Genomic DNA, 24,378 nt, shown 5'->3' on the forward strand with positions numbered 1-24,378 from the left:
GGCCTGATAATAGGCCGGTCACTTACACCTCAATCTGCTCCATCAGGAAGGCTTCGATCACGTCGCCCTCCTTGATATCCTGGAACTTCTCAAAGGTGATGCCGCACTCGTAGCCGGCGGCCACCTCCTTCACGCTGTCCTTGAACCGCTGAAGGGAGGCGATAGCCCCATCGTAAATGACCACATTATCCCGGAGCAAGCGCATATTGGCGCCCCGCTGCATCTTGCCGCCCGTGACATAGCAGCCGGCCACCATGCCCACGCCGGTGATACGGAACACGTTGCGTACCTCGGCCTGGCCCAGCTCCACTTCCTTGAACTTGGGAGCCAGCATACCCTTCATGGCGGTCTCAATCTCGTTGATGCAATCGTAGATCACCCGGTACATCCGCATATCCACCTTGTTACGGGCAGCGGTATCCTTAGCATTATTATCGGGACGGACGTTGAAGCCCACGATGATAGCGTTGGAGGTAGTGGCCAGCATGACGTCGCTCTCGCTGATGGCGCCCACGGCGCAGTGGATGACCCGCACTCGCACCTCGTCGTTGGAGAGCTTCTCCAGACTTGCCTTCACGGCCTCGGCGGAGCCCTGGACGTCGGCCTTGACGATGATGTTCAGGTCCTTCATTTCGCCCTGCTTGATCTGGCTGAACAGATCCTCCAGGCTCACCTTGCCCACGGGGGCGGAGGAGGCCATCTTCTGCTCGTGCTTGCGCTGCTCCACCAGCTCACGGGCCATGCGCTCGTCAGCCACAGCGTGGAAGTCGTCGCCGGCGCCGGGCACCTCGCCCATGCCGATGATCTCCACAGGCACGGAGGGGCCTGCTTCCTTCAGCTTCTCGCCCTTGGCGTTGGTCATGGCCCGGACACGGCCCACAGCGGTGCCGGCGATAATCACGTCGCCCTGATGGAGTGTACCGTTCTGCACCAGCAGGGTGGCCACAGGGCCGCGGCCCTTGTCCAGACGGGCCTCGATGACGGCACCGTGGGCGGAACGGTTGGGGTTGGCCTTCAGCTCCTGCATCTCGGCGGTCAGGTTGACCATCTCCAGCAGGTTGTCGATGCCCTCGCCGGTCTTGGCGGAAATGGGGCAGATAATGGTCTCGCCGCCCCACTCCTCAGGCACCAGCTCATACTTGGTAAGCTGCTCCTTGATGCGCTCTGGGTTGGCCTCCGGTTTATCCATCTTGTTGATGGCCACGATAATGGGAATATTGGCAGCCTTGGCGTGGTTGATGGACTCGATGGTCTGGGGCATGATACCGTCGTCGGCGGCCACCACCAGGATGGCCACGTCGGTGATCATGGCGCCCCGGGCCCGCATGGCGGTAAAGGCCTCGTGGCCGGGGGTATCCAGGAAGGTAATGAGCTTGCCCTGAACCTCCACCTGATAGGCGCCGATGTGCTGGGTAATGCCGCCGGCCTCGCCGGCGGCCACGTGGGCGTTGCGGATATAGTCCAGAAGGGAGGTCTTGCCGTGGTCCACGTGGCCCATGACTACCACCACGGGAGCACGGGGGAGCAGATCCTCCTCCTTATCCTCCGCGGTGTCGATGAGGCGTTCCTCGATGGTGACAATGATCTCCTTCTCCACCTTGCAGCCCAGCTCCTCGGCAATGATGGCGGCAGTGTCAAAGTCGATGATGTCGGACAGGGAGGCCATGACCCCGTTCTTCATCAGGGTCTTGACCACCTCGGCGCCGGTCTTTTTCATGCGGCTGGCCAGCTCTCCCACCCCGATCTCGTCGGGGATCTTGACGGTGAGGGGGGTCTTTTTGGCGATCTCCAGCTGGAGCCGGCGCATCTTCTCCTGCTCCTCCTGGCGGCGCTTGTTGCCGCCCTGGAAGCCGCCCTTGCGCTGGTTGCGGCCCTGGAACTTCTGCTTCCCGGCCTGCATTTGCTTGGTCTTGCCGGCGGCCAGGTTCTCCAGCCGCTCGTCGTACTTCTCCAGGTTCACCTGGCCGCCCTTGCGGGTGTCCACCACCTTCTTCTCGGGCACACGGGTGGTGGGCCGGTTCTGCTGGGGCTGCTGCTGGGCGGGCTGTGCCTTGGGCTGCTCCACCTGGGCCTTGGGGGCGTTGTCCCGGTTGGGCTTGCTGTTTCCCTTGGGAGCCTGCTGGGTATGCTGAGCCTTGGGTTGCTCCGCCTGGGCCTTGGCGGGGGCCGCCTTGGGCTCCCGGTAAACGTCGGCATAAATGCTCTCAATGCTCTCCACCTGGTTTTTCTGGGTGAGGCACTCAAAAATAAGGGACAGCTCCTTTTCGCTCAGGGGCTGCATATGGTTCTTGGGCGCAGTCGCATATTTGGTCAGGATATCAGTGATCTCCTTGGAGTTCTTGCCAAAATCCTTGGCCACCTCGTGTACACGGTATTTGTTGTTCAGCAAATAAGCCACCTCCAACTGGTCAGCTTGCGCCAATAGGAAAACGCGGCGGAATCACCGCGCTTTCTTATTGGAACAAGCCTTTTGTTCCAATGCGTCTCAGCCATCTCTGTATCATGGCCGCTGTTTTTTTATGGTCAGTTTGCCCTTGAGGGCAAACTTCTTGGGTTCTTTCTGGGCCTTGGGAACCGGTTTGGTTTCCCTGGGCGGGGGTGTCCAAGGCTTCTGGGCCTTGCGCTGGAGCTTTTTCTCGTGGGCCCGCTGCTCCTTCTGGCGCTGGAGGGCCTTGCCTGCAGCTACCTTCAGCTCCTCCGCCGCGGCGGCGCAGGCTGACGGGTTTACCTGGGCCAGCTTTTCCGCAATGGCGGCGGCCAGGCCGATGTCGGTGAGGGCCAGCATGGTGCAGGCGGAGCGACCTACGGCCCCGCCCAACTCCCCCTTGGTGTAGGGGGTGGGCAGCACCGGCACCTTGCCGGCCTCCCCAAAGTGGGCGGCCCGGCGCAGGCTGTTGTCCGCCCCGTCTGCGGCAGTGAGGATCACCTTGGCCTGTCGGGCCCGGGCGGCGGCGCCCACCGGCTCCTCTCCCACCTCGATCCGGCCCGCTTTGCGGGCGATGCCCAGCAGATGGAGCACGCTATCCATCCTGGTCACCCGCCTTCATCTGCTCCTCCAGAGCGGCGTACACCTCGTCGGGCATCTGGGCGGAGAAGGCCCGCTCCAGGGCCCTGGCCTTCCGGGCCTTTTTCAGGCACTCCGGGTTAGGGCACACATAGGCCCCCCGGCCGGGTTTTTTACCCCGGAAATCCAGGGAGACCTCTCCCTCCGGACTTTTCACCACCCGGATCAACTCTTTCTTGGGTTTCATCTCCCGGCAGCCCAGGCACTGGCGCAGGGGTATTTTCTTGGGCATGCTTCCTCGCCTCCTCGTCGACACAAGCTCCATATCCTTCGCTTCGCCGTTTCCGGCAAAGCTCACTCATTCCGCTGTGTCTCCTCTTCCCACCGAACCCGCTGCGCTGGGCTTCGGCGGGGGACCGGCGGGGGGACACGATCTGCCGCCCCCGCAATCATCAAAACCACCGCAGGGGCGGCTTTTATGGCCGCCCGTCCACCAGGCTTATTCCTCGATCTGCTCCTCGTCCTCCAGGATCACATCCTCCTCGTCCTCCACCACATCTTCTTCCACGGGAGCGGACTGGGGCTTGATGTCGATCTTCCAGCCGGTGAGCTTGGCGGCCAGCCGGGCGTTCTGGCCCTCCTTGCCGATGGCCAGGGAGAGCTGGTCGTCTGGCACCACCACCCGGCAGTTCTTGCCCTCCTCATGGATCTCCACGCTGATGACGTCGGCGGGGGACAGGGCAGCGGCGATGTAGACGGCGGGGTCCTCAGACCACTTGACGATGTCCACCTTCTCGCCCTTTAGCTCCTCCACGATGTTGTTGACCCGCTGGCCTCTGGGGCCCACGCAGGCGCCGATGGGATCCACGTCGGGGTCGGCGGACCAGACGGCCAGCTTGGTGCGGGAGCCGGCCTCCCGGGCGATAGATTTGACCTCCACGGTGCCGTCGTAGATCTCGGGCACCTCCAGCTCGAACAGCCGCTTCACCAGGCCGGGGTGGGTGCGGGAAATGAGGACCTGGGGCCCCTTGGTGGAACGACGGACCTCCACCACATACACCCGAAGGCGCATACCCTCCACATATTCCTCGCCCTTGACCTGCTCGCCAGCGGCCAGGAAGGCCTCGGTGGCCTCGCTGCCCGAGCCGATGCGCAGGCTGGCGGAGCCGGAGCGGGGGTCGATGCGGGTGACCACGCCGGTGAGGATCTCGTGCTCCTTGGAAGAGAACTCATCATAGATCATGCCCCGCTCGGCCTCCCGCATACCCTGGATGATCACTTGCCGGGCGGTCTGGGCGGCGATACGGCCAAAGTCCCGGGTCTTGATCTCGATGCGGATCACGTCCCCCAGCTGGGCCTGGGGCAGCTTGGAACGGGCCATCTCCAGGCTCATCTCGGTGCAGGGGTTATCCACCTCCTCCACCACGTCCTTCTTGACGAACATGCGGACGGTACCGGCCTCCTCATCGGCCTCCACCACGATGTTGTCCCCGGCGGTCTCATGATCCCGCTTGTAGGCGGACACCAGAGCCTGAGTGATCTTATCCAGCATATAGGCCTTGGGGATGCCCTTTTCCTTTTCAATCAGGTTAATCGCGGCGAAAAATTCCTTTCCGTCCAGCTCGTTGGTCTTCTGCGCCTTGGCATTTTTCTTCGGCATAGCTCAATATCTCCTTTTAAAACCGCACATATAGCCGCACCTGGGCCACATCCTTCTTGGGGAAGGTTCTGGGGCCGTCGCCACCGTCAATGGTCACGTCGCCGTTTTCATAGCTGACCAGGTTCCCTACATGATCCTTTCGACCATCCACCGCCCGGTAGAGGCGCACCTCCACCTCGCTGCCCAGGAAGGCGGCAAAGTGCTCCGGCTTCTTCAGGGGCCGGTCGGCGCCGGCGGAGGATACCTCCAGCACGTAGCTGCCCTCGATGGGGTCGGCCTCATCCAGGGCGTCGGACAGGGGGCGGCTCACCGCCTCGCAGTCATTGATGGAGACGCCTCCCTCCTTGTCGATATACACCCGCAAAAACCACTGGCCCGCCTCCCGGACATATTCCACGTCCCACAGGGAGCAGCCGGCCCCCTCCACCAAGGGGGCTGCCAGAGCGGAAACCAGTTCTGTGACCTTGGCCATACGCAACCTCCGAAGGGGCTGTAAATAATTTACATACCCCGTTTTTTCAATAAGAAAGAGCGGAGCCGCAACCCCACTCTCACCGTACACCTACTACTATCGTATGTACTATACCACAAAACCCAGGCCGGCGCAAGACTTTCTGACGATTTTCTGTCAGTTTGTTTTTTATAAGGTATGGCGTTGACATAAGTGTAAGGTTTGGTAAAATGGTAAGTACATTCCTGAAGGAGGATGCAGTATGAACGGAAACCAGCAGGCCATGGAGATTCTGGCCCAGGTGAAAAAAGCGGTGGTAGGCAAGGACGACATTCTGGCTAAGGTGCTCCTGGCCATCCTGGCCAGGGGCCACATTTTATTGGAGGACATTCCCGGTGTGGGCAAGACCACCATGGCTCTGGCCTTCTCCAAGGCCCTGAGCCTGCGCTACAACCGGGTGCAGTTTACCCCAGACGTAATGCCCTCGGACATCACCGGCTTTTCCATCTACAACAAGGCCACCGGGGCCATGGAGTACCAGCCGGGGGCGGTGCTGTGCAACCTGTTCCTGGCCGACGAACTCAACCGGGCCACCAGCCGCACCCAGTCCGCCCTGCTGGAGGCCATGGAGGAGGGCCAGGTCACCGTGGACGGGGTGTCCCACCCGGTGCCCCAGCCCTTCCTGGTCATCGCCACCCAGAACCCGGCTGGGGCCTCGGGCACCCAGCTGCTCCCCGACTCCCAGATGGACCGGTTCATGGTGCGGCTGTCCATTGGCTACCCCGCCCCGGCGGACGAGCTGGACATGGTCCGCCGCAAGCAGGGAGGCAACCCCCTGGACCAGGTGGAGCGGGTGCTGGACCTGGACGGTCTGTCCGCCCTGCGGGACATGGCTGATCGGGTGTATGTATCCGACCAGATCCTGGACTATATCATCCGCCTGGTAAACGCCACCCGCCACCACCCCATGATCGTCCAGGGTGCCAGCCCCCGGGCCTCTCTGGCTCTCACCGCCATGGCCAAGGCGGCCGCCCTGGTGCTGGGCCGGGACTACGTGAACCCGGAGGACGTGTCCCTGGTGTTTGCCGACGTGGTGTCTCACCGGCTCATCCTCTCTCCCCGGGCGGAAGCCAGCGGAGCCTTCGGCGGGGCGGCGGAGCTGCTGGGTCAGGTTCCGCCGCCCAAAATCGGGTAAGGCCATGTGGAGCCGCCGTATCTTTTACGCCCTGCTCCTGCTGGGGGCGGTGCTGTTCCAGATTGTGTTCCGCTTCTACCTGGCCACCTATCTGTTGGTATTGGTGATCCTGCTCCCCCTACTCTCCCTGCTACTGGCCCTGCCGGGGCTGGGACGGGCCGTTCTCCGGGTTGATCTCCCCTCCTCCACCGCCGTCAAGGGAGAGCCTCTCCGGTTTACCTTTCCCCTCTCCGCTCCCGTCCTTGTGCCCCTGCTCCGGCCCAGGGCCCGGGTGGTCTGGGTCAATCAGCTCACCGGAGAGACCGGTAGCGCCAAGCTGGACCTGGCCCCTGGCCAGCCCGGCGTTCTCACCCTCCCCGAGCCCCACTGCGGCCGGGTTGTATGTCGGGTGGAGCGGGCCTGGCGGTGCGATCCGCTGGGACTCTTCCCCCTACCGGTAAAAAAGGGGCCGGAGGGGGCGGTTCTGGTGCTCCCCACCCCGCTGGAGGTGGAGCACGACCCCTCCCTGGCCGGCGGCCACAACCAGGGGGCAGTGCTGAAGCCCCGGCCCGGCGGAGGTCCCGGAGAGGACTACGACCTGCGGGAGTACCGGGCGGGGGACCCTCTCCGCTCAGTCCACTGGAAGCTGTCCTCCAAGTGGGACGAGCTGGTGGTACGGGAGACCCTGGAGCCCCAGCAGGCCGCTATCGTGGTGACCTATGACCATTTCGGCGCTCCGGAGGTGCTGGACCGTACCTTCGCCCAGCTGTACGCCCTGTCCCGGTGGCTGCTGAGCCAACAGCGGCCCCACCACATCCAGTGGGCCGCTCCTCTCACCGGAGTGCCGGAGGACCGGGCAGTGGACGGGGAACGGTCCCTGCTGTCCTGCCTAGAGGCGGCCTTCTCCACCCCCGCCCCCCAGTCGGGCCGGTCCATCCTGGACGGGGCATTGAAGGCCCCCGGTGGGGTGGGCAAGGTGCGCCATCTCCACGTGACCCCCGACGGGGTGGAAGGAGGGCGGACATGAAGCATCGCAAGCACACCCCACCCCGCCGCCCCACCCCCCTGGAGCTGGCGGTGGACTTTCCCATTCTCTTTTTACTGCTGGCCGGCGCCCTGTGGTCCTTCCTCACCGCCGCCCAGATCCAGCCGGAGCTTCCCCTGCTGCTGGGGGGCTGTGCCCTGCTGGCCCTGGTGTACACCCTGATGTGCGCCCTGCCCGGCCGGTGGCTGGCCGCCGCCATGGCCGCGGCCATGGCGGCTATCGGCATCGCGGTGTGGCAGCTGTGGGAGACCCTGCGGCTGGGGGAGATCATCCTGCGCTGCGGGGTGGTGAACACAGTAAGCACCAGCCTGGAGCTGGACCACTTCATCGTCCCCATTCAGGATCTACCCGAAGGGGTGTGGCTCCACGCCGCCACCGTCCTGGCCTTGGTCACCGGAGCGGTGCTGGGCCTGCCCCTGGCCCTGCTGGTGGTCCGGGGGCGGCGCTTCCTGCCGGTGCTGATCCTCACCCTCCCCTTTGTGGCCCTCCCCCTGTGCATTTCGGTGACCCCCGACTGGGGTCCCCTGTTGATGCTGCTGCTGGCCTGGTGCGTTTTGGGGCTTACCGCCCTGCCCCGCAGACAGGACCCCCGCGGAGCCACCCGTCTCACCCTGGCTGTGCTCCCCCTGACCGCCCTGGTGCTGGTGGGGCTGACCTGGGCCATGCCTCAGAGCAGCTACCAGCGCCCCCAGTGGGCCGACCATGCCCTGGATAGTCTGAACAACTGGGTCACCCACCTGGACATCCAGCTCTTTGACGGCAGGGGTCCCTTCGGCTTCGGCAGCGGCGGCTCCTTCACCGACGCCGACGGCAAGGTGGACCTGTCCGACGCCGGCCCCCTCCGGTTCTCCGGCCGCACGGTGCTGGAGGTGGACACCGATCTCCGGGGCCGCCTCTACCTGCGGGGCTTCTCCGGGGCCCAATATGACGGCACCGGCTGGTTGCCCCTGGAGGATTCCGACTACAGCGCCATGTTCCTGGACCCGGACTCGGAGGACATCCCGCCCTACAGCTATTCCAGCGTCTACTTCCCCTCTCTGGAGGGCTGGCAGCCCATGAACTTCCCCGCCCTGGCCCAGCGGAACTCTTTCCCCGGCTCGTCCTACGCCAAGGTCACCATCCGCAACATCGGGGCTGACCCGGGCTATGTGTACACCCCCTACCATATCCTCTCCAAGCCCGACGAGCTCAGCGGTGCCAAATTTGTCAACGACGCCTACCTGGCCCGGGGGGAGGACGTGTGGACCCACACTTTGTATGTCCAGCCCGGCTGCAATCCCCTGTCCATGGCCCAGATCCCCGACGAGGCCGAGGAGGCCCTCTGGACCTATGAGAACTTCGTGTACAGCTACTACACCTCGGTGCCAGAGGACTGCGCCCAAGCCCTGGATGAGACCCTCCGGGGCATCAATGATTTCCTGTTGGCCAACCCGGACAATGAAGCCTGTCAGGAATATCTGCATCTGGTGTCCCCCGAGTCTGTCCAGGACCACCGGCAGTTCCAGCGGCAATACCCCCTGACCATCGCCAAGGTTGTGGCCGCCTACCTGGAGGAAATCGCAGAGTACGACCCGGATACCCCCCTCACCCCGGAGGGGGAGGAATTTGTATCTTACTTCCTCACCGAGAGCCACCGGGGCTACTGTATGCACTTCGCTTCCGCCGCCGCCCTGCTGCTGCGGTATATCAACGTCCCCACCCGGTATGTCACCGGCTATGTGGCCGACGTGCCCGCCTCCGGCCACGTGAAGGTCCCCGACTCCGCCGCCCACGCCTGGATCGAGGTCTACATTCCCGGCTACGGCTGGGAGCCGGTGGAGGTCACCCCGGCCTACGCCGGCGGCACCCCCGGCCAGACCGCCACGGCGGAGCCTACACCCACTCCCACGGCTACCCCCACGCCTACCGCTACCCAGACGCCCCAGGCCAGCGCCGCCCCTACCCCAACGCCCAGCCAGGCGCCCGGAGCGGATGAGCCCCGGCAGAAGCCTTTGGACCTGCGGCTGGTAGTCATCCCCCTGGTGGTGGTGCTGATCCTTCTGGCCTTCCCCCTGGCCCGGAATCTGGTGCGCCGCCGCCGGGAGAAAAAGCTGAAGGGACCCGACACCAACCAGGCAGTGATTTACGCCTACCTGTACCTGAAAAAGCTGGAACGCTGGGGCGGCCAGGTGCCCGAGGAGGTCTTTGCGCTGGCCAAAAAGGCCAGATTCAGCCCTCACACTCTCACCGAGGCGGAGCGGGCCGTGGCGGTAGACGCCGCCCACGCCATCTGGGCTCAGGTGGACCAGTCCCTGCCCTGGTATCGGCGTCTGGCGTGCCGGTACCTGCTCTTCCTGTGCTGACCCGTTCCCAGAGCAATGCCCTTTCTCGACAATGGATCTAGCCAAAACAACCTAAAAAAGCTTGCGGGGAACCACCGTACGGTGGTTCCCCGCAAGCTTTTTTATTTCACTGTTTCCCGGCGGACGATGTGATCCGCTCAGTCCTCATCCACGATGAGGCCGTAGCCGCCGTCGTTGCGCTTGTAGACCACGGCGAACCGACCGTCGTTGTCGGTATCCTTAAAGGCGAAGAAGGTGTGGGCCACCAGATTCATCTGGAGCACCGCCTCATCCACCGTCATGGGCTTGATGGGGAACTTCTTGGTGCGGACGATCTTGAACTCCTCTTCGTCGGTCTCGGGAACAAAGGAGGAGATCTCCTCGGCGTCCACGCTGCGGGTGAAGGCGTCCTGACGCAGGCGCTTCTCCAGGCGGCTCTTGTTCTTGCGCAGCCGCCGCTCCACCGAGGACACCGCGGCGTCGATGGTGGCGAACATATCGGAGGTGCTCTCCGCCACGCGGATGATGGTACCGCCGGAGCGGATGGTCAGCTCCACGTTGTTGCGGTCCTTTTCCACGCTGAAGACGATGGCGGCCTCCGTATCCGCCTTAAAATAACGGTCTAACTTGCCCACCTTCTTCTCAGCGTAGGCATGGACCTTGTTGGGCAGATTGACTTTCTTGTCCGTGAACACGAACTTCATCGTTTTCAACTCCTTCCACCCTCCGGGGAGGGATGTGGATCCCCGGCCTTGGACCGGTTCCCTGCTTTGATTATACCATGAAGTCCGCAGATTGTCACAACATATTTCAAAAGTTTTGTGAACTTTGCCCAGCGGCTTACAGAGCCGCCAGGGTGGCCCGGACGGCCATCAGGGTGGCCTCCAGCTGGGCCTGCCCATGGGCCTCCGAAACGAACATGGCCTCAAACTGGGCAGGAGCCAGGGCCACTCCCCGCTCCAGCATCCCCTGGAAGTAACGGGCGTACATAGTCACGTCGCTTCCCTTGGCATCCACGAACCGGGTCACTGCCGTGGGGGTGAAGAAGGGGGAGAGGAGGGAGCCGATCTGGTTGACCACCACCGGGGCCCCAGTCTCCGCCACCGCCTGCCGCATCCCCTCCGCCAGCCATTTGGCCTTGGCGGCGATGTGGTCATACACCTGCGGATGCTCCTTCAGGTAGGTGAGCTGGGCCAGACCGGCGGCCATGGCCACCGGGTTACCGCTGAGGGTGCCCGCCTGATACACCGGGCCGCAGGGAGCCACCTGCTCCATCAGGGCCCGGCTGCCGCAGTAGGCGCCCACCGGCATACCGCCGCCGATGATCTTGCCGAAGGTGACCAGGTCAGCGCGTACGCCGAAATATTCCTGGGCGCCCCCCAGGGCCAGGCGGAAGCCGGTGATGACCTCATCGAAAATCAGCAGAGCGCCGCTCTCGTCGCACAGCTTGCGCAGACCCTCCAGGAACCCGGGCGCGGGGTTGACCACGCCCATGTTGGCGGCCACCGGCTCCACAATGATGCAGGCGATCTGGCCGGGCCAGGCGTTGAGCAGCTCTTCTACGGAGGAGAGGTCATTGAACTGAGCGGTGAGGGTGTGCTTCACGATATCCTCGGGCACACCGGCGGAGGAGGGATGGCCTCCCGCCAGAGCGGAGGAGCCGGCGTTCACCAGCAGGCAATCGGAGTGACCGTGGTAGCAGCCCTCAAACTTGATGATCTTGTCCCGGCCGGTGGCCCCCCGGGCCAGCCGGACGGCGGACATGACCGCCTCGGTGCCCGAGTTGACCATCCGTACCATCTCGATATTGGGCACCAGCTCTGTCATCAGCCGGGCGATCTCCACCTCCCGGCGGGTGGGGGCCCCAAAGGACAGACCGTCCTTCACGGCACGCTCCACCGCCTCCCGGATGACGGGATGGTTGTGGCCCAGGATCATGGGGCCCCAGGAGCAGACGTAGTCGATATATTTCTCCCCGTCCTCGTCCCAGATGAAGGGGCCGTCGGCTTTCGTAATGAAACGGGGTGCCATACCCACCGCACGGTAGGCCCGCACCGGGGAGTTGACCCCGCCGGGCAGTACCTTGACGGCCTGCTCAAACAGTTCTTCCGAGCGTCCCATCAGCCGATCTCTCCCTTCATGATCGCCTGGGCGATCTCCTTGGCGTAGTAGGTGATGAGCATATTGGCTCCCGCCCGGAAGATGGAGACGGCGGTCTCACACATGATGCGGTACTCGTCAATGAGCCCGGCGGCGGCGGTGGCCTTGATCATGGCGTACTCCCCGGACACCTGGTAGGCGCACATGGGCAGATCGTAGGCGTCGGAGCACTCCCGGATCACGTCCAGGTAGCTGAGGGCGGGCTTGACCATGATGATGTCGGCACCCTCCTCAATATCCAGGGCGCACTCCTTCATGGCCTCCTTGCGGTTGTGGGGGTCCATCTGGTACCCCTTCCGGTCCCCGAATGAGGGGGCGGAGCCCGCCGCCGAGCGGAAGGGGCCGTAGAAGGCGGAGGCGTACTTGGCGGAGTAGGCCATGATGGGGGTGGAGGTGTAGCCGTGCTGGTCCAGGATAGCCCGGATGGCAGCCACCCGGCCGTCCATCATGTCGGAGGGCGCCACCATATCCGCCCCGGCCTGGACGTGGCTGAGGGCGGTCCTGGCCAGCACCTCCAGGGTCTTGTCGTTGTCCACCTCATGGCCGCAGAGGATGCCGCAGTGGCCGTGGTCGGTGTACTCGCACATGCACACGTCGGTGATGACGTAGAAGTCGGGGTGCTCCCGCTTGATGGCCCGGATGGCCTCCTGTACCACACCATGCTCGTCCCAGGCGGAGGAGCCGATGGCGTCCTTGGCAGCGGGCAGACCGAAGAGGATGCAGTGGTTCACGCCGGCGGCCAGGCACTCCTCCACCGCCAGGTTCACACTGTCGATGCCGTAATGGTTCTGGCCGGGCAGGGCCTCGATGGGCCGGACACCCTGAAGGGTCTCGTCCACAAAAATGGGGTAGATCAGGCTGTCGGGGGACATACGGGTCTCCCGGCACAGGCGGCGCACTTTATCGTTGCCCCGCAGGCGGCGGGGCCGTTGGATCAATTCCATATCAAACACCTTCTGTTATCAATTCCACCAGGGCATCCATGGTGGCCGCTCTGGCTGTTTTGACCGGGATGCCATGCTTCTGGGCTTCGGCAGCGGTCTGCGCTCCGATGCACATACCTACCATGTTGGAGAAGTCCGCGTCCGCTCCCACAGAGGATACGAAGCCCTTCACCGTAGAGGCGGAGGTGAAGGTGACCAGCAGTCCGTCCGTCCCCTCCAACGCCTCCCGCAGCTCCTGAGAGCGAGGATTTTCGTACACCGTGCGGTAGGTGGCAATGTCGTCATAGCCAATGTTACGCCTGGCCAGCTCCTCTGTCAAGGCGGGAGAGCCCTCCTCCGCCCGGAGGATGAGCACGTTCCCACCGGCGGGCAGACCGGCGCCCAGGTGGGCGGCGTCGTATACCTCCGGTACATAGTCGGCCTTCAAGCCGTACTTCTTCAGCTCCCGGCCAGTGCCGGGGCCGATGGCGGCCAGCTTCACATTCCCCAGGGCCCGGGCGTCTTTTCCGCTGGCCTCCAGCCACCGCCACAGGGCGTCCACCCCGGCGGGACTGGTGAGAGCCAGCCATTCATAGTCACCCAGCCGCTCCATGGCGTCGTCCAGAGCCGGACAGGGATCCAGGGGCAGGGTGGCAATGCAGGGATACTCCCACACCTCCGCACCTAGGTCCCGCAGCCGAGCGGACAGGGTGCCCGAACGCTCCTTGGGTCTTGTGACCACCACGGTTTTCCCCTTCAGGGGCAGGTGATCGAACCAGTCAAAGTCCTCCGCCAAGGCGCATACCTTGCCCACCACAATGACGGCAGGGCTCTCCACCCCAGCTTGTTCCGCCCGCTCCGCCAAGGTCTCCAAGGTGGCAGAAATCCGTCGCTGGGCAGGGGTGGTGCCCCGCTCCACCACGGCGGCGGGCATATTGGGCCCCATGCCCGCTGTCAAAAGCCCCTGACAGATCTGCGGCAGGGCGGACACGCCCATCAGAAAGACCAGGGTGCCCTTGGTACGCACCAGGGCCTCAAAGTCGATGTCCAGCGCCTTCCCTGCCCGCTGGTGGCCGGTGATGATATGGAGAGAGGAGCAGCAGTCCCGGTGGGTCACCGGGATGCCCCCATAGGCGGGCGCGGCGATGGCGGAGGTGATACCGGGCACCTCCTCAAAGGGGATGCCATGCTCCGCCAGCAGCTCCAATTCTTCTCCGCCCCGTCCAAACAGGAAGGGGTCACCCCCCTTGAGTCGCACCACATTTTTCCCCTCCAGGGCCTTGTCCAGCAGGATCTGGTTGATCTGGTCCTGGGGCACCGGGTGGCGGGCGGCCTGCTTGCCCACGTTGATTTTCTCTGCCCCTTCGGGCATCAGGGCCAGAATGGCGGGGCTCACCAGCCGGTCGTACACCACCACCTCCGCCCTTTCCAGGGCCTTCAGCCCCTTCCGGGTCAGCAGACCGGGATCCCCCGGCCCCGCTCCCACCAGGGTCACTTTTCCGGGCACAGGCACCCCTCCTTCATCTCATTTGCCAGGGAAACGGCCAGAGCCTCCCCCCGATCCCTGGGGCCGGTGACGGTCCGGCGGAGGACCTTCCCTGCCCCGTCCACATACAGCCCTGTGATCAAAATATCCTCATCATGAAGTTGGGCGTGGGCGGCGATGGGGGAGGAGCAGCCCCCATCCAGGGCCCGGACAAAGGCCCGCTCGGCCCTGGCGCACAAAGTGCCCTCCTCGTCCACCACCCCGTCCAGATAGTCCAGGTTTTCCCCCGCCCGGGTCTGGAGGGCCAGAATGCCCTGGCCGGCGGCGGGAATCATCTCCTCCACGGAAAAATATCGAGTGATCCGGTGTTCCAGCTCCAGCCGTTTCAGCCCGGCGGCGGCCAGCACCAGGGCGGAAAACTGCCCCTCGTCCAGCTTGCGCAGCCGGGTGAGCACGTTGCCCCGCACCGGGGCCACCTCCATCCGGGGAAACAGGGCTTTCAGCTGTACCGCCCGCCGGGCGGAGGCGCAGCCGATAGGCTTGGTTTCATCCAGCTCCGTCACCCCCTCCGGTAGCACCAGCACGTCCCTTGGGTCCTCCCGCCGGGAGAACCCCGCCAGAGGGATGGCCGGGTTTTCCTCCATGGGCAGGTCTTTGCAGGAGTGGACCGTCAGGTCGGCCCGCCCTTCCAGCAGGGCGGCGTCCAGTTCCTTCACAAACAAACCCTTGCCGCCGATCTTGTCCAGGGTACGGTCCAGGATCTTGTCCCCGGTGGTTTTCATGGTCACCAGCTCCAGGACAACGTCCGGATGACTGGCCCGGATGGCGTCCATCACCAGCTCCGACTGAATGACAGCCAGCTTGCTCTCCCGGCTGCCTACCCGTATGGTCTTCATTCCAATCCCTCCAGTACGGCCCGGATGGCCTTGGCGGCCCGGGCGGTGCGTGCGTGGTCATCGCCCCGTCCGGCTACCCCGGCCACAATATTCTCCCCGGTGCACACCGCCGGGAAAAAGAAGGTGCACTCGTCGGGGGCGTCAGCCACACTGACAGGGATGCCCAGCGCCCGGGCCTCCTCCCCCACCGCCCGGTTGACGCTCCGATCGTCGGTGGCGGCCACCGCCAGCACCGCCCCGGCCAGATCGCCGGGGGAGTAGGGCCGCTGCTGCCAGTGTATGTGTCCGTCCAGGGGTTTACAACAGGGGGCAATGAGAGTAACCTCCGCCCCGAACCGGGCCAGCACTCCAGCCCGCCGGCAGGCCACCGCCCCGCCGCCGATGATGACGGCCTTTTTCCCCATCACGTCGATGAACAGTGGAAAACGGAAGGGCCGCTCCTCGGGCATAGCCCACCGGGGCTTTGCCGCGGTATGGACTTCGATCTTCTCGGCGCAGCGGGCGATGTCCTCCGGGGTGAAGTTCTCCTTCAGTCCCCCCGCCAGCAGATCCACCGCCCGGCTCACCGCCAGCTCCACCAGATCCCGGGCCTCGGGGCCCTCCAGGTCAGTGGACATCACTCGGGCGGCCACCGCCTGCTTCACCCGCTCCAGGCCGGGCAAACAGTTTTTGTAGTTCTCCCACTGGGCCAGCCGGTCCAGGTATTTTTCCACAATGTCCGCCGCCTCTGTGGGGATCTCCCGGCTGGCGGTCACCCCCAGGTCGTCCACGTTGTACAGGGTGAAACCGGGCAGCTCCCCCACCCCCGGCTCGATGTCCCGGGGGATGGCAAGGTCGGCCAGCACCTTTGGTGGATGGGCCAGCTGGGCCAGAGCGTCAGCCACCACGGTGTAGTGGGGGCTGGTGGTGGCGGAGAGCACCAGGTCCATCCCCTCCATGGCCTCGTAGCGATTCTCATAGGGGGTGACGGCGCAGCCCGGCGGCACCACCGTCTCCCCGTGGTGGTAGCTGCGCAGGGTGATGGTCACCGCCGCCCCCCGCTGGCGGAGCAGGGAGGCGGCCAGCCGGCCCATCTCCCCGTTGCCGATGACCAGGGCCCGCTTCCCCGTCAGCCCCCCCAAATGGGCGGATAACCGCTCCACTCCGCTCTGGGCGGCCGACCGGGGCACGCCGGTGAGACGCACCTTGCTTTTGATCTCCTTTCCGGCGGCGGCGGCGTTGCGGAAGAGGGTCTCCAGCACCCCGTCGGCGGCCTCCACCTCCCGGGCGGCCTGGACGGCGGCCTTGACCTGGGTGACGATCTGGTCCTCCCCCCAGATCTGGGAGCGCAGCCCCCCGGCCACCTCCATGAGATGGCGGGCGGCCTCCTCCCCCCGGCGGGTGACGAAGGCGGGAGCAAAGGACTCATATCCCACGCCAGCCAACTGACACAGCAGCCGGTCGGGAGCAGGGGCCTCCTCCCCTGTCCAGGACAGGTAGAGCTCGGTACGGTTGCAGGTGGACAGCAGCACGCACCCCGCCACCCCCGGCTGGCGGCGCAGCCGCCGGTCCAGCTCCAGTACCTGGCTGCGGGTGAAGGACAGGGCCTCCCGCAGATGGATGGGGGCACGGTGCCAGTCCAGGCCGGACATGATCAGCTTCAAGCCTCTTCCCCCCTCTTGACCAATACCACGGAAAAGTAGCCGCTGCCCTCCTCCAGGTCGGCGAATCTAGGGCACACCAGCTCCCCCTCCATGCCGCAGTTGGCCACCAGGGAGGCACGGTCCAGCAGGCCGTGGACGGCCAGGGTGTCCTTCAGGGCCCCGATCTCCCGCCCCGCCTTCATGAACACCAGGTTGGCGTCCACCTCCAGGCAGTCGGACACATCCTTGTGGGAGGCGGGGACGATGAGCAGCCGCTCACTCTTCTCGCACAGGGCGGTGTTCAGCCGGGCGGCCACGGCACAGAAGGAGGGAACCCCGGGGATGATCTGGGCGTCATACCCCCGGGCCGCCACCTTTTTGTGGAGGTAGAGATAGGTAGAGTACACCGTGGGGTCCCCCAAGGTGATGAAGGCCACGTCCTTCCCCCGGTCCAGGGCGGCGCACACCCGGTCGGCGTTCTGTTCGTAGGCAGCGTCCAGGGCGGCGTGATCCCGCACCATGGGGGCATCGCAGGTCAGCAGCTCCTTGCCCTCCGCCAGCTCACCCACGATGTGCAGGGCGGTCTTTTCCTCCCGGCCGGCGTCGGGCACCGCCAGCACCGGGCAGGCCCGGATGATCCGCTCCGCCTTTTTGGTGATGAGCTCCGGGTCCCCGGGGCCCACTCCCACGCCGTACAGTGTTCCGCTCATACTGTCTCCTCCTTGAGTAACCGTAAAATCTCCCGCCGGGCCGCCCCGATGGTGGCGGCGGAGCCGTCGGCGTCCAGGCCGTCCACGTCCCGCAGCACCTCCATCAGGTGGGCGATCCGGGGCAGCCGCAGGTGGTTGGCACGCAGGGCCGCCGGGTCGGAGATCAGCTCCTCCGGCGTACCCGCCAGCAGCACCTTCCCCTCCCCCAGCAGATAGGCGTAGTCGCAGTACAGGGGCACGATGTCCATATCATGGGTGGCGATGAGGATGGTCATGCCCAGGCTGTCCCGCAGTCCGGCCAGCAGGCCCATGATGTCGCTGACCCCCTGGGGGTCCAGACCTGCGGTGGGCTCGTCCAGGATGAGTACCTCCGGCTCCATGACCAGCACCCCGGCGATGGCCACCCGCTTTTTCTGGCCGTAGGACAGGGCGTGGGTGGGTTTGTCCCGGAGTGCGGACACCCCGGTGCGCGCCATGGCCTCCTCCACCCGGCGGGCCACCTCCTCCCTGGGCAAACCCAGGTTCACCGCCCCAAAGGAGATATCCCGGTACACGTCGGCGGAGAAGAGCTGGTCGTCCGGGTCCTGGAACACGATGCCCACCTGCCGCCGCAGCTCCAGCAGGCCCTTTTTATCATAGCGTACTGGCTCTCCATCCAGCAGCACCTGGCCGCTGCCGGGGGTGAGCACCCCGTTGAGGTTGAGAAACAGAGTGGACTTCCCCGCCCCGTTGGCCCCCAGGATGCCGGTGATGGTGCCCCGCTCCGCCCCCAGGGTGATGTGGTCCAGGGCCATGGTGCCGTCCTCATAGGTATAGCACAGCTCTTTTGTCTCGATCAAGGGATTCACGCTACCGCCATCCTTTCCAACAGCCAGATCCCCAGCTGGCCCGCCGTCACCAGGGCGGTGAGGGGGAGCAGCCCCCACCCGGGCCGATATGCATCCGTCAGGGTGGACAGGCTGCCGGTATAGCCCCGGGACTCCAGGGCGGTGTAGATCCGGTCTGCCTTCCGCCAGGCCCGGAGGAACACCATGGAGGCCAGTGTGCCCAGGGAGGACAGGGACCGCCGCAGGCCCACATAGCCCAGCCGGGACTGCTGGGCCACCCGGATGTTGGCCGCCGTCTCCCACAGGACAAAGATAAACCGGTAAATCAGCTCCATCAGCTCCACCATCAGCCGGGGCACATGGAGCCGTTCCAGGGCCATGTTCAGGTCGGTGACCGGGGTATTGAGGGCCAGAAAGTACATACACCCCACGGCTCCCAGGGCCTTGCAGAAGATCCGCGCACCCAGCAGCAGCCCCTCCGCCGTCACGCCCCACAGCCGCCCTCCCACCGGGATGGCGGCCAGCACAGGGGTGTCCGGGGGGTGGCTGCCCACCATGATGGTCAGGCAGCCCACCACCAGAAATACCAGGGGGACCTTTAAAAAACGAAGAAACACCCGGGGCGGCAGTCCACCCAGGGCAGTGACCAGCACTCCCATAACGGCCAGGGTGGCCAGCCCCACCGCCACACTGTCGCAGCACAGGCAGACCACCAGGGCTACCGCCGTCAGCAGCAGCTTGGGCAGGGGAGATACCCGCCGCAGACGGGACTGATAGGCGTAGCGGTCGGTGCCCATATCAGTCCTGCCCTTTCCGGTCGGACTTTTTGGTGATGCGGCCCAGCACGAAGCCCACAACCCCCGCCCCAATGGCGGCCTGGAGGGCAAAGAGCAGGGACTCCACCTCCCCGCTGGCGGGCTCCAGGATAGGCTGGAACCAGGGCTCGTAGCCGGGGTTCAGCTCGGTGATGGCCTCCTCGGCCTGGCCGTCCGCCCCGCCGAACTCGGCGTTGGGCAGCAGCCACAGGGGAACCGCGGCGATGACCACCACCAGCAGGAGCAAAATCAGGTTTTTCTGCCAAACTTTCATACCAGTTCCCTCCTTACAGCACCGCCAGCTGGCGCAGCTCGTCCTTGCTGTACTTTTCCAGCACGTTGAAGATGACCACGGTGAGCAGCCCCTCGGCAATGGCCAGCGGGATCTGGGTAACGGCGAAAATGGCCAGGAACTTCACCATGCCCCCGTTAATGACGCCCAGCTGCACCGAGGTGACCACATAGGTAAACAGATCTCCCAGAGCAGCGGCGGCAAACACCGCCACTGCAGCGGGGGCTTTGACCTTCCGCAGCAGCTGATAGACCAGCCAGGCCAGGATGGGCCCGGCGATGGCCATGGAAAACAGGTTGGCCCCCAGAGTGGTAAGGCCCCCGTGGGCCAGCAGCAGAGCCTGGAACAGCAGCACGATGAGCCCCAGCACCGCCATGGTCATGGGCCCGAAGAGGATGGCCCCCAGGCCCACACCAGTGGGGTGAGAGCAGGAGCCGTTGAAGGAGGGCAGCTTCAGGGCGGAGAGCACGAAGGCGAAGGCCCCGCACATGGCCAGCAGGATTTTGGCCCTGGGGGCCTGCTCCACCTTCCTTTTGATGGCAAAGAAGCCGGCCACCACAAAGGGGACGCACACCGCGCCCCAGCCGATGGCCCAGGGTACGGGCAGCATACCCTCGGCGATGTGCATGGCGGAGGCACTCATGGTGGTGAGCCCCAGCAGGGCGATGAGCAAGGCCATGGCCCGTGCCGTCCGGACAGTGGTTTGTTTCATACAGTCTCATCCTTTCCTATCACTCGTAGGCTGATGGGTTCCACCGGGCAAGGTTTTCCGGCTTGAGCCTCTCTGCCGCCACGCGTCTTCCCGGGTCTCCCCAGTGACATAGTGCCCGGCGGCTCTTCTCTTACGGCAGCGGGACTGCGCGGGAGTTCCACCCGACTTCCCTTTTCCCGGCTATATCTATGATAAACAGGCTTACGCCTGGGCCTGTCTGGCGTGGGACACAAACAGCGCCCGCACCTGGGGGTACTCCCCCAGGCCGGTGAGGACGCACTCCACCTCATAGCCCTGCCCCTCCAGGATGCGCTTCCAGGAGTCCTCCTCCCCCGCCAGGTCGTTTTTGGCGTGGTCGCCGGCCACCGTCATCAGAGGCCTTAGCTCCACCCGCTTCACCTGGGGCCGCTCCTCCAGCCGCCGGAGGACGGCGGCAAAGTCGGGGTAGCCCTCCACGGTGCCCACAATAACGTCGGGCCGTCTCAGATCATGAAAGGCGTACTCCATCAGGGCGTAGGCGGAATTGGCCTGGTGCTCCGAGCCATGGCCCATATACACCACCGCCCGGTCCTCCTGCTGGGGCGGCAGCACCTCCAGCAGGGCCCGGCCCAGGGCCAGATAGTCCTCCGCCGCCGTCAGCAGGGGCGCTCCGATGGTCAGCCGGTCAAATGTTTCCCGGTATGGCTCGGCCTGGGCCATCAGCTTGTGGTACTCGTCTCCGTTCATGATGTGGGTGGGCTGGAGCAGGATATCCGTGTACCCTTCTCCCGCCAGCCGCTCCAGGGCGGCGGGCACATTGTCCATGTCCACCCCCCGCTCCCTCCACCGGCGGAGGATCATTCCGCTGGTGAAAGCCCGGCGCAGAGTACGCTCCGGAAATGCGGCTTCCAGATCGGCCTCGATGGCGGCGATATTCTTTTCCAACGTATCAGCGTAGCTGGTGCCGAAAGACACCGCCAGCAGGGCTTTTCGTTCCATGGTGTTTCCTCCTGTGTTCATTCACGGGCGTTGCCGCTGGCCTGGTAGAGCAGGGCGTTGCAGATGGCGGCGGCGATGTTGCTCCCTCCCTTGCGGCCCCGGGCCACGATATGGGGCACGTCCATGGACAGCAACAGCTCCTTACTCTCCACCACGTTCACAAACCCTACTGGCACCCCGATCACCAGGGCAGGACGGAATTTCCCCTCATCCATCAGCTCACAAGCCCGCACCAGGGCGGTGGGAGCGTTGCCAACGGCTAGGATCACCGGCCCCTCCAGCGCCGCCGCCCGCTCCATGGACACGGTGGCCCTCGTCTCTCCCCGCGCTTTGGCCTCCGCCGCCACGTCCGGGTCGGACATAAAGCACACCGCTCTCCCGCCGAACTTCTCCAGCACCCTTTTATTAATGCCGGAGAAGGCCATCTGGGTGTCGGTAACGATGGTACAGCTCTCCTTGATTGCGGCGATGCCTTTTGCCACCGCGTCAGCGGAAAACACCAGGTTATCGGCGTAATCGAAGTCGGCACTGGTATGGATGGCCCGTTTGATGACGGGCAGCTGTTCGGGGGAAAATACCCGTTCTCCCAACTCCTGGGCAATGAGCTCCATGCTCCGGGCCTCAATGTCAGCGGGTGCCACCCGCTGCAGGTGGATCTTTTTCATGGTCGTATCTCTCCTTGTGAGGGCGGGTCTGGGACCCGCCCCTACGGGTATATGGGGCGGTAGGGGCGGGTCCCAGACCCGCCCACCGTCATTCCTCCCCGTTCAGAATCCGGTAAATCTGTTCCATATCCAGACTGGCCCGCAGGCCCGCCGCCAGCTTGTCATACTGGAGCTGGGCATAGGCCTGCCAGTCCACGCTGGCAGCCTGCCGGTCCATGCCCTTGGCCCGCAGCAGGCAGTTCACCAGGGCGGCGGCGCACTCGGCCTTGTCAAAGATGCCGTGGACATAGCAGCCCCACACGTTTCCGGCGGCCAGGCCGTCGGTGTGGGCCGCCCCGTTCTGGTCGGTAAAGCTCATCAGAGGGGCTGCGATACTGCTGGTACGGCCCATGTGGATCTCGTACCCCTCAAAGGAGACGCCTTCCATCTCCCCGAACATCCCCGCCGGAGCCCGGAAGCGCCCGGCCACCTGAGTGCGGGTCTTTTCCCCCTGAAAGACGGTATCCGCGGGCAGCAAGCCCAGGCCCTTCAGGGTACCGCCGCTCTCCACCCCCTCAGGATCGGAGACTGCGTCCCCCAGCATCTGATAGCCGCCGCAGATGCCTACCACCGCTCCGCCTTTGGCGGCGTGCTTCAAAATGCCCCCCTCCAAGCCGCTCTGCCGCAGCCAGCGCAGATCGTCCATGGTGTTCTTGGTACCGGGGAGGATCACCAAATCCGGGTTCCCCAGCTCCTTCACGCTCCCCACATACCGGAGGGTGACCTCGTCCATGCGCTCCAGGGGATTGAAGTCGGTAAAATTACTGAGCCGGGGCAGGCGGATGACGGCGATATCCACCAGACCCACCTTGCCGGTCTTGGACAGGCGGCTGGACAGGGAATCCTCGTCGTCCACGTCCACGTCCAGCATGGGCACCACGCCCAGCACCGGCTTGCCGGTCAACTCCTCCAACTGACCCAAGCCAGGGCGAAGAATATCCATATCTCCCCGAAATTTGTTAATAATGAGGCCACGGATCAAGTCCTGCTCGTCCGGTTCCAACAGCTTTACCGTACCGTAGAGGGAGGCGAACACGCCCCCCCGATCAATGTCCCCACACAGCAGCACCGGGGCATGGGCCCGCTTGGCCATGCCCATGTTGACAATGTCGTCCTGCCGCAGGTTGATCTCCGCCGGGCTGCCCGCCCCCTCAATGACAATGATATCGTACTCCGCCGCCAGAGATTCATAGGCAGCCATCACCTCGGGAATGAGGGTCTTGCGGTAGTGGAAGTACTCCCCCGCCGGCATAGTACCCCTGGGCACCCCGTTCACGATCACCTGGGAGCCCACATTGCTGGTGGGCTTGAGCAGGATGGGGTTCATCCGGGCGTCGGGCGCCACCCCGGCGGCCTCGGCCTGCACCACCTGAGCCCGGCCCATCTCCAGCCCGTCGGGGGTAATGGCGGAGTTTAGGGCCATGTTCTGGGACTTGAAGGGGGCCACCTTATAGCCGTCCTGCTTAAAGATACGGCACAAGCCCGCTGCCAGCAGGGATTTGCCCGCGTTGGAGGCGGTACCCTGGAGCATGATCGCCTTCGCCATCACAGCACCTCTTTCAGGGCGGTCAGCAGCCGCCGGTTCTCTTCCCCGCTTCGTACACACACCCGGTACCAATCGGGGCCCAGGTTCTGGTAGTTGCCGCAGGCCCGGATCAAAACACCCTTTCGGATCAGCCTTTCCTTTAGATCCGTTACCTTTTCAACCCGGAACAGCAGGTAGTTGGCCTGGGATGGCGCCACGGCGCATCCCAGGTCCGTCAGCTCCGCCGCCAGGAGGGGCCGCTCCCGCGCCACCAGGGTCCGGGCCTGTTCCGGCCAGCTGGGGCAGAGGGTAAAGGCGGCCATCCCCGCCGCCTGAGCGGGGGCCGACACGCTCCAGGGCTGAGCAAATCTGCTCAGCCGCTCCAGCAGGTCGGGATCCGCCGATAGACCGTAGCCCAGCCGCAGCCCCGCCATTGCATAGCTCTTGGTAAAGGCCCGCAGCAGAAACAGCTTGGGGAATTTTGTCAAATAAGGAGCCAGCCCGTTCCCACCCCCGTCGGCCAGGGGAAGAAAGCACTCGTCCACCGCCAAAACAGCCCCCACCCTTTGGCACCGCTCCGCCGCCGCCAGCAGCAGCTTCTGGGGAACAAGCCGCCCGGTGGGATTATTGGGGGTGCACAGAAACACCAGCTCCATACCGGGTGTGATGGCTTCCAGAATCTCCTCGTCCAGGTCAAAATCCCGGGCTCCATCCAGGGCATACCGCTCCACCTGACAGTCCACGCAGGCCAGGGCCCCCTCATACTCGGAAAAGGTGGGGGCGGTGACCAGGGCGCGCCGGGGCCGGAGCGCAAAGGCCAGCCGGAAGATGAGATCGGCAGCCCCATTGCCGCAGAGGATTTGTTCCTCCCACACCCCGTCGTGGGCGGCGATGGCCCGTCTCAGATGGCGGCACAGTGGGTCGGGATAGGGGGCAAAGTGGGCCGCCGCCGCCGCCCGCCCCACCGCCGGAGGCATGCCCAGGGGATTTAAGTTGGTGGAAAAATCCAACACCGCCCCGCCATAACCGGCCTGGGCGGAGAACAGATCCCCACCGTGGACGTATTCCATGGT

Annotated in this window: 23 protein-coding genes and 1 riboswitch; of the genes, 3 read left to right on the forward strand and 20 right to left on the reverse strand. The window is 64.8% G+C overall.

Annotated features, from left to right (window positions below; translation table 11 throughout):
- Positions 1–22: 22 nt before the first annotated feature.
- The 5 genes from infB to H6B51_RS05640 all read right to left on the reverse strand — a co-directional run bounded on the left by infB (position 23) and on the right by H6B51_RS05640 (position 5,136).
- The gene (gene infB / locus H6B51_RS05620; protein WP_335342113.1) at positions 23–2,386 is read right to left on the reverse strand and encodes a translation initiation factor IF-2; all 2,364 of its coding nucleotides are present in this window, start codon (positions 2,384–2,386) and stop codon (positions 23–25) included.
- Positions 2,387–2,500: 114 nt separating this feature from the next.
- The gene (locus H6B51_RS05625; RefSeq protein WP_204882751.1) at positions 2,501–3,028 is read right to left on the reverse strand and encodes a L7Ae/L30e/S12e/Gadd45 family ribosomal protein; all 528 of its coding nucleotides are present in this window, start codon (positions 3,026–3,028) and stop codon (positions 2,501–2,503) included.
- On the reverse strand, positions 3,021–3,296 hold the full coding sequence (rnpM, locus tag H6B51_RS05630; RefSeq protein ID WP_204882752.1) for an RNase P modulator RnpM: 276 nt from the start codon (positions 3,294–3,296) through the stop codon (positions 3,021–3,023). Before rnpM ends, H6B51_RS05625 begins: the two co-directional genes overlap by 8 nt.
- Before the next feature lie 207 nt (positions 3,297–3,503).
- On the reverse strand, positions 3,504–4,664 hold the full coding sequence (nusA, locus tag H6B51_RS05635; RefSeq protein WP_204882753.1) for a transcription termination factor NusA: 1,161 nt from the start codon (positions 4,662–4,664) through the stop codon (positions 3,504–3,506).
- 16 nt (positions 4,665–4,680) lie between these two features.
- Positions 4,681–5,136 (reverse strand): ribosome maturation factor RimP, encoded by a 456-nt coding sequence (locus tag H6B51_RS05640; RefSeq protein WP_204882754.1) that lies wholly within the window; start codon positions 5,134–5,136, stop codon positions 4,681–4,683.
- A gap of 241 nt (positions 5,137–5,377) precedes the next feature.
- On the opposite strand from H6B51_RS05640, the gene H6B51_RS05645 reads away from it, so the two are divergent.
- The 3 genes from H6B51_RS05645 to H6B51_RS05655 are packed head-to-tail and all read left to right on the forward strand — an operon-like array spanning position 5,378 to position 9,676.
- On the forward strand, positions 5,378–6,310 hold the full coding sequence (locus H6B51_RS05645) for an AAA family ATPase (protein WP_204882755.1): 933 nt from the start codon (positions 5,378–5,380) through the stop codon (positions 6,308–6,310).
- A gap of 4 nt (positions 6,311–6,314) precedes the next feature.
- Positions 6,315–7,316 carry a DUF58 domain-containing protein gene (locus H6B51_RS05650; protein ID WP_204882756.1) on the forward strand — a complete coding sequence of 334 codons (1,002 nt, stop codon included), beginning with the start codon at positions 6,315–6,317 and terminating at the stop codon, positions 7,314–7,316.
- Positions 7,313–9,676 (forward strand): transglutaminase TgpA family protein, encoded by a 2,364-nt coding sequence (locus H6B51_RS05655; protein WP_204882757.1) that lies wholly within the window; start codon positions 7,313–7,315, stop codon positions 9,674–9,676. Before H6B51_RS05650 ends, H6B51_RS05655 begins: the two co-directional genes overlap by 4 nt.
- A gap of 137 nt (positions 9,677–9,813) precedes the next feature.
- Here the strand turns inward: H6B51_RS05655 and hpf are convergent, their stop codons facing one another.
- From hpf to cobD, 15 genes are all read right to left on the reverse strand, one after another.
- Positions 9,814–10,359, reverse strand: a complete 546-nt coding sequence (gene hpf, locus H6B51_RS05660) for a ribosome hibernation-promoting factor, HPF/YfiA family (protein WP_204882758.1) — start codon at positions 10,357–10,359, stop codon at positions 9,814–9,816.
- A gap of 136 nt (positions 10,360–10,495) precedes the next feature.
- Positions 10,496–11,776, reverse strand: coding sequence for a glutamate-1-semialdehyde 2,1-aminomutase (gene hemL, locus H6B51_RS05665; RefSeq protein WP_204882759.1), 1,281 nt, complete (start codon positions 11,774–11,776; stop codon positions 10,496–10,498).
- A complete protein-coding gene (gene hemB / locus H6B51_RS05670) occupies positions 11,776–12,759 on the reverse strand; it encodes a porphobilinogen synthase (protein WP_204882760.1) in 984 nt (327 codons plus the stop codon). Before hemB ends, hemL begins: the two co-directional genes overlap by 1 nt.
- Position 12,760: 1 nt before the next feature.
- Positions 12,761–14,245, reverse strand: a complete 1,485-nt coding sequence (cobA, locus tag H6B51_RS05675) for a uroporphyrinogen-III C-methyltransferase (RefSeq protein WP_204882761.1) — start codon at positions 14,243–14,245, stop codon at positions 12,761–12,763.
- Entirely contained in the window at positions 14,230–15,120 is an 891-nt protein-coding gene (gene hemC / locus H6B51_RS05680) for a hydroxymethylbilane synthase (RefSeq protein WP_204882762.1), read from the reverse strand. The genes cobA and hemC overlap by 16 nt, the downstream gene beginning before the upstream one ends.
- The gene (locus H6B51_RS05685; protein ID WP_243421156.1) at positions 15,117–16,763 is read right to left on the reverse strand and encodes an NAD(P)-dependent oxidoreductase; all 1,647 of its coding nucleotides are present in this window, start codon (positions 16,761–16,763) and stop codon (positions 15,117–15,119) included. Before H6B51_RS05685 ends, hemC begins: the two co-directional genes overlap by 4 nt.
- Positions 16,760–17,452 carry a precorrin-2 C(20)-methyltransferase gene (gene cobI / locus H6B51_RS05690; RefSeq protein WP_204882763.1) on the reverse strand — a complete coding sequence of 231 codons (693 nt, stop codon included), beginning with the start codon at positions 17,450–17,452 and terminating at the stop codon, positions 16,760–16,762. The genes H6B51_RS05685 and cobI overlap by 4 nt, the downstream gene beginning before the upstream one ends.
- The gene (locus tag H6B51_RS05695) at positions 17,449–18,300 is read right to left on the reverse strand and encodes an ATP-binding cassette domain-containing protein (protein ID WP_335342111.1); all 852 of its coding nucleotides are present in this window, start codon (positions 18,298–18,300) and stop codon (positions 17,449–17,451) included. The genes cobI and H6B51_RS05695 overlap by 4 nt, the downstream gene beginning before the upstream one ends.
- Complete coding sequence (cbiQ, locus tag H6B51_RS05700) at positions 18,297–19,076, reverse strand: cobalt ECF transporter T component CbiQ (RefSeq protein WP_204882764.1); 780 nt, start codon at positions 19,074–19,076, stop codon at positions 18,297–18,299. Before cbiQ ends, H6B51_RS05695 begins: the two co-directional genes overlap by 4 nt.
- A gap of 1 nt (position 19,077) precedes the next feature.
- Positions 19,078–19,368: an energy-coupling factor ABC transporter substrate-binding protein gene (locus H6B51_RS05705; RefSeq protein ID WP_204882765.1), complete on the reverse strand. Its 291-nt coding sequence runs from the start codon at positions 19,366–19,368 to the stop codon at positions 19,078–19,080.
- 13 nt (positions 19,369–19,381) lie between these two features.
- Positions 19,382–20,098, reverse strand: coding sequence for an energy-coupling factor ABC transporter permease (locus H6B51_RS05710; protein WP_204882766.1), 717 nt, complete (start codon positions 20,096–20,098; stop codon positions 19,382–19,384).
- A 34-nt stretch (positions 20,099–20,132) separates the two neighbouring features.
- Positions 20,133–20,319: riboswitch (cobalamin riboswitch) on the reverse strand.
- A complete protein-coding gene (locus H6B51_RS05715) occupies positions 20,300–21,076 on the reverse strand; it encodes a sirohydrochlorin cobaltochelatase (RefSeq protein WP_204882767.1) in 777 nt (258 codons plus the stop codon). Its footprint overlaps the riboswitch before it by 20 nt.
- 17 nt (positions 21,077–21,093) lie before the next feature.
- Positions 21,094–21,741, reverse strand: a complete 648-nt coding sequence (locus H6B51_RS05720; RefSeq protein WP_204882768.1) for a precorrin-8X methylmutase — start codon at positions 21,739–21,741, stop codon at positions 21,094–21,096.
- Positions 21,742–21,829: 88 nt separating this feature from the next.
- Entirely contained in the window at positions 21,830–23,326 is a 1,497-nt protein-coding gene (locus H6B51_RS05725; protein WP_204882769.1) for a cobyric acid synthase, read from the reverse strand.
- Positions 23,326–24,375, reverse strand: coding sequence for a threonine-phosphate decarboxylase CobD (cobD, locus tag H6B51_RS05730; RefSeq protein WP_204882770.1), 1,050 nt, complete (start codon positions 24,373–24,375; stop codon positions 23,326–23,328). The genes H6B51_RS05725 and cobD overlap by 1 nt, the downstream gene beginning before the upstream one ends.
- Positions 24,376–24,378: the final 3 nt, after the last annotated feature.

Source organism: Pseudoflavonifractor phocaeensis, assembly GCF_016901955.1.
Classification (GTDB): Bacteria; Bacillota; Clostridia; order Oscillospirales; family Oscillospiraceae; genus Flavonifractor; species Flavonifractor phocaeensis_A.

Coding starts and splice junctions, on each gene's coding strand:
- H6B51_RS05625 (WP_204882751.1), bottom strand. CDS start 3,028: ATGGATAGCGTGCTCCATCTGCTGGGCATCGCCCGCAAAGCGGGCCGG.
- rnpM (WP_204882752.1), bottom strand. CDS start 3,296: ATGCCCAAGAAAATACCCCTGCGCCAGTGCCTGGGCTGCCGGGAGATG.
- nusA (WP_204882753.1), bottom strand. CDS start 4,664: ATGCCGAAGAAAAATGCCAAGGCGCAGAAGACCAACGAGCTGGACGGA.
- H6B51_RS05640 (WP_204882754.1), bottom strand. CDS start 5,136: ATGGCCAAGGTCACAGAACTGGTTTCCGCTCTGGCAGCCCCCTTGGTG.
- H6B51_RS05645 (WP_204882755.1), top strand. CDS start 5,378: ATGAACGGAAACCAGCAGGCCATGGAGATTCTGGCCCAGGTGAAAAAA.
- H6B51_RS05650 (WP_204882756.1), top strand. CDS start 6,315: ATGTGGAGCCGCCGTATCTTTTACGCCCTGCTCCTGCTGGGGGCGGTG.
- H6B51_RS05655 (WP_204882757.1), top strand. CDS start 7,313: ATGAAGCATCGCAAGCACACCCCACCCCGCCGCCCCACCCCCCTGGAG.
- hpf (WP_204882758.1), bottom strand. CDS start 10,359: ATGAAGTTCGTGTTCACGGACAAGAAAGTCAATCTGCCCAACAAGGTC.
- hemL (WP_204882759.1), bottom strand. CDS start 11,776: ATGGGACGCTCGGAAGAACTGTTTGAGCAGGCCGTCAAGGTACTGCCC.
- hemB (WP_204882760.1), bottom strand. CDS start 12,759: ATGGAATTGATCCAACGGCCCCGCCGCCTGCGGGGCAACGATAAAGTG.
- hemC (WP_204882762.1), bottom strand. CDS start 15,120: ATGAAGACCATACGGGTAGGCAGCCGGGAGAGCAAGCTGGCTGTCATT.
- cobI (WP_204882763.1), bottom strand. CDS start 17,452: ATGAGCGGAACACTGTACGGCGTGGGAGTGGGCCCCGGGGACCCGGAG.
- cbiQ (WP_204882764.1), bottom strand. CDS start 19,076: ATGGGCACCGACCGCTACGCCTATCAGTCCCGTCTGCGGCGGGTATCT.
- H6B51_RS05705 (WP_204882765.1), bottom strand. CDS start 19,368: ATGAAAGTTTGGCAGAAAAACCTGATTTTGCTCCTGCTGGTGGTGGTC.
- H6B51_RS05710 (WP_204882766.1), bottom strand. CDS start 20,098: ATGAAACAAACCACTGTCCGGACGGCACGGGCCATGGCCTTGCTCATC.
- H6B51_RS05715 (WP_204882767.1), bottom strand. CDS start 21,076: ATGGAACGAAAAGCCCTGCTGGCGGTGTCTTTCGGCACCAGCTACGCT.
- H6B51_RS05720 (WP_204882768.1), bottom strand. CDS start 21,741: ATGAAAAAGATCCACCTGCAGCGGGTGGCACCCGCTGACATTGAGGCC.
- H6B51_RS05725 (WP_204882769.1), bottom strand. CDS start 23,326: ATGGCGAAGGCGATCATGCTCCAGGGTACCGCCTCCAACGCGGGCAAA.
- cobD (WP_204882770.1), bottom strand. CDS start 24,375: ATGGAATACGTCCACGGTGGGGATCTGTTCTCCGCCCAGGCCGGTTAT.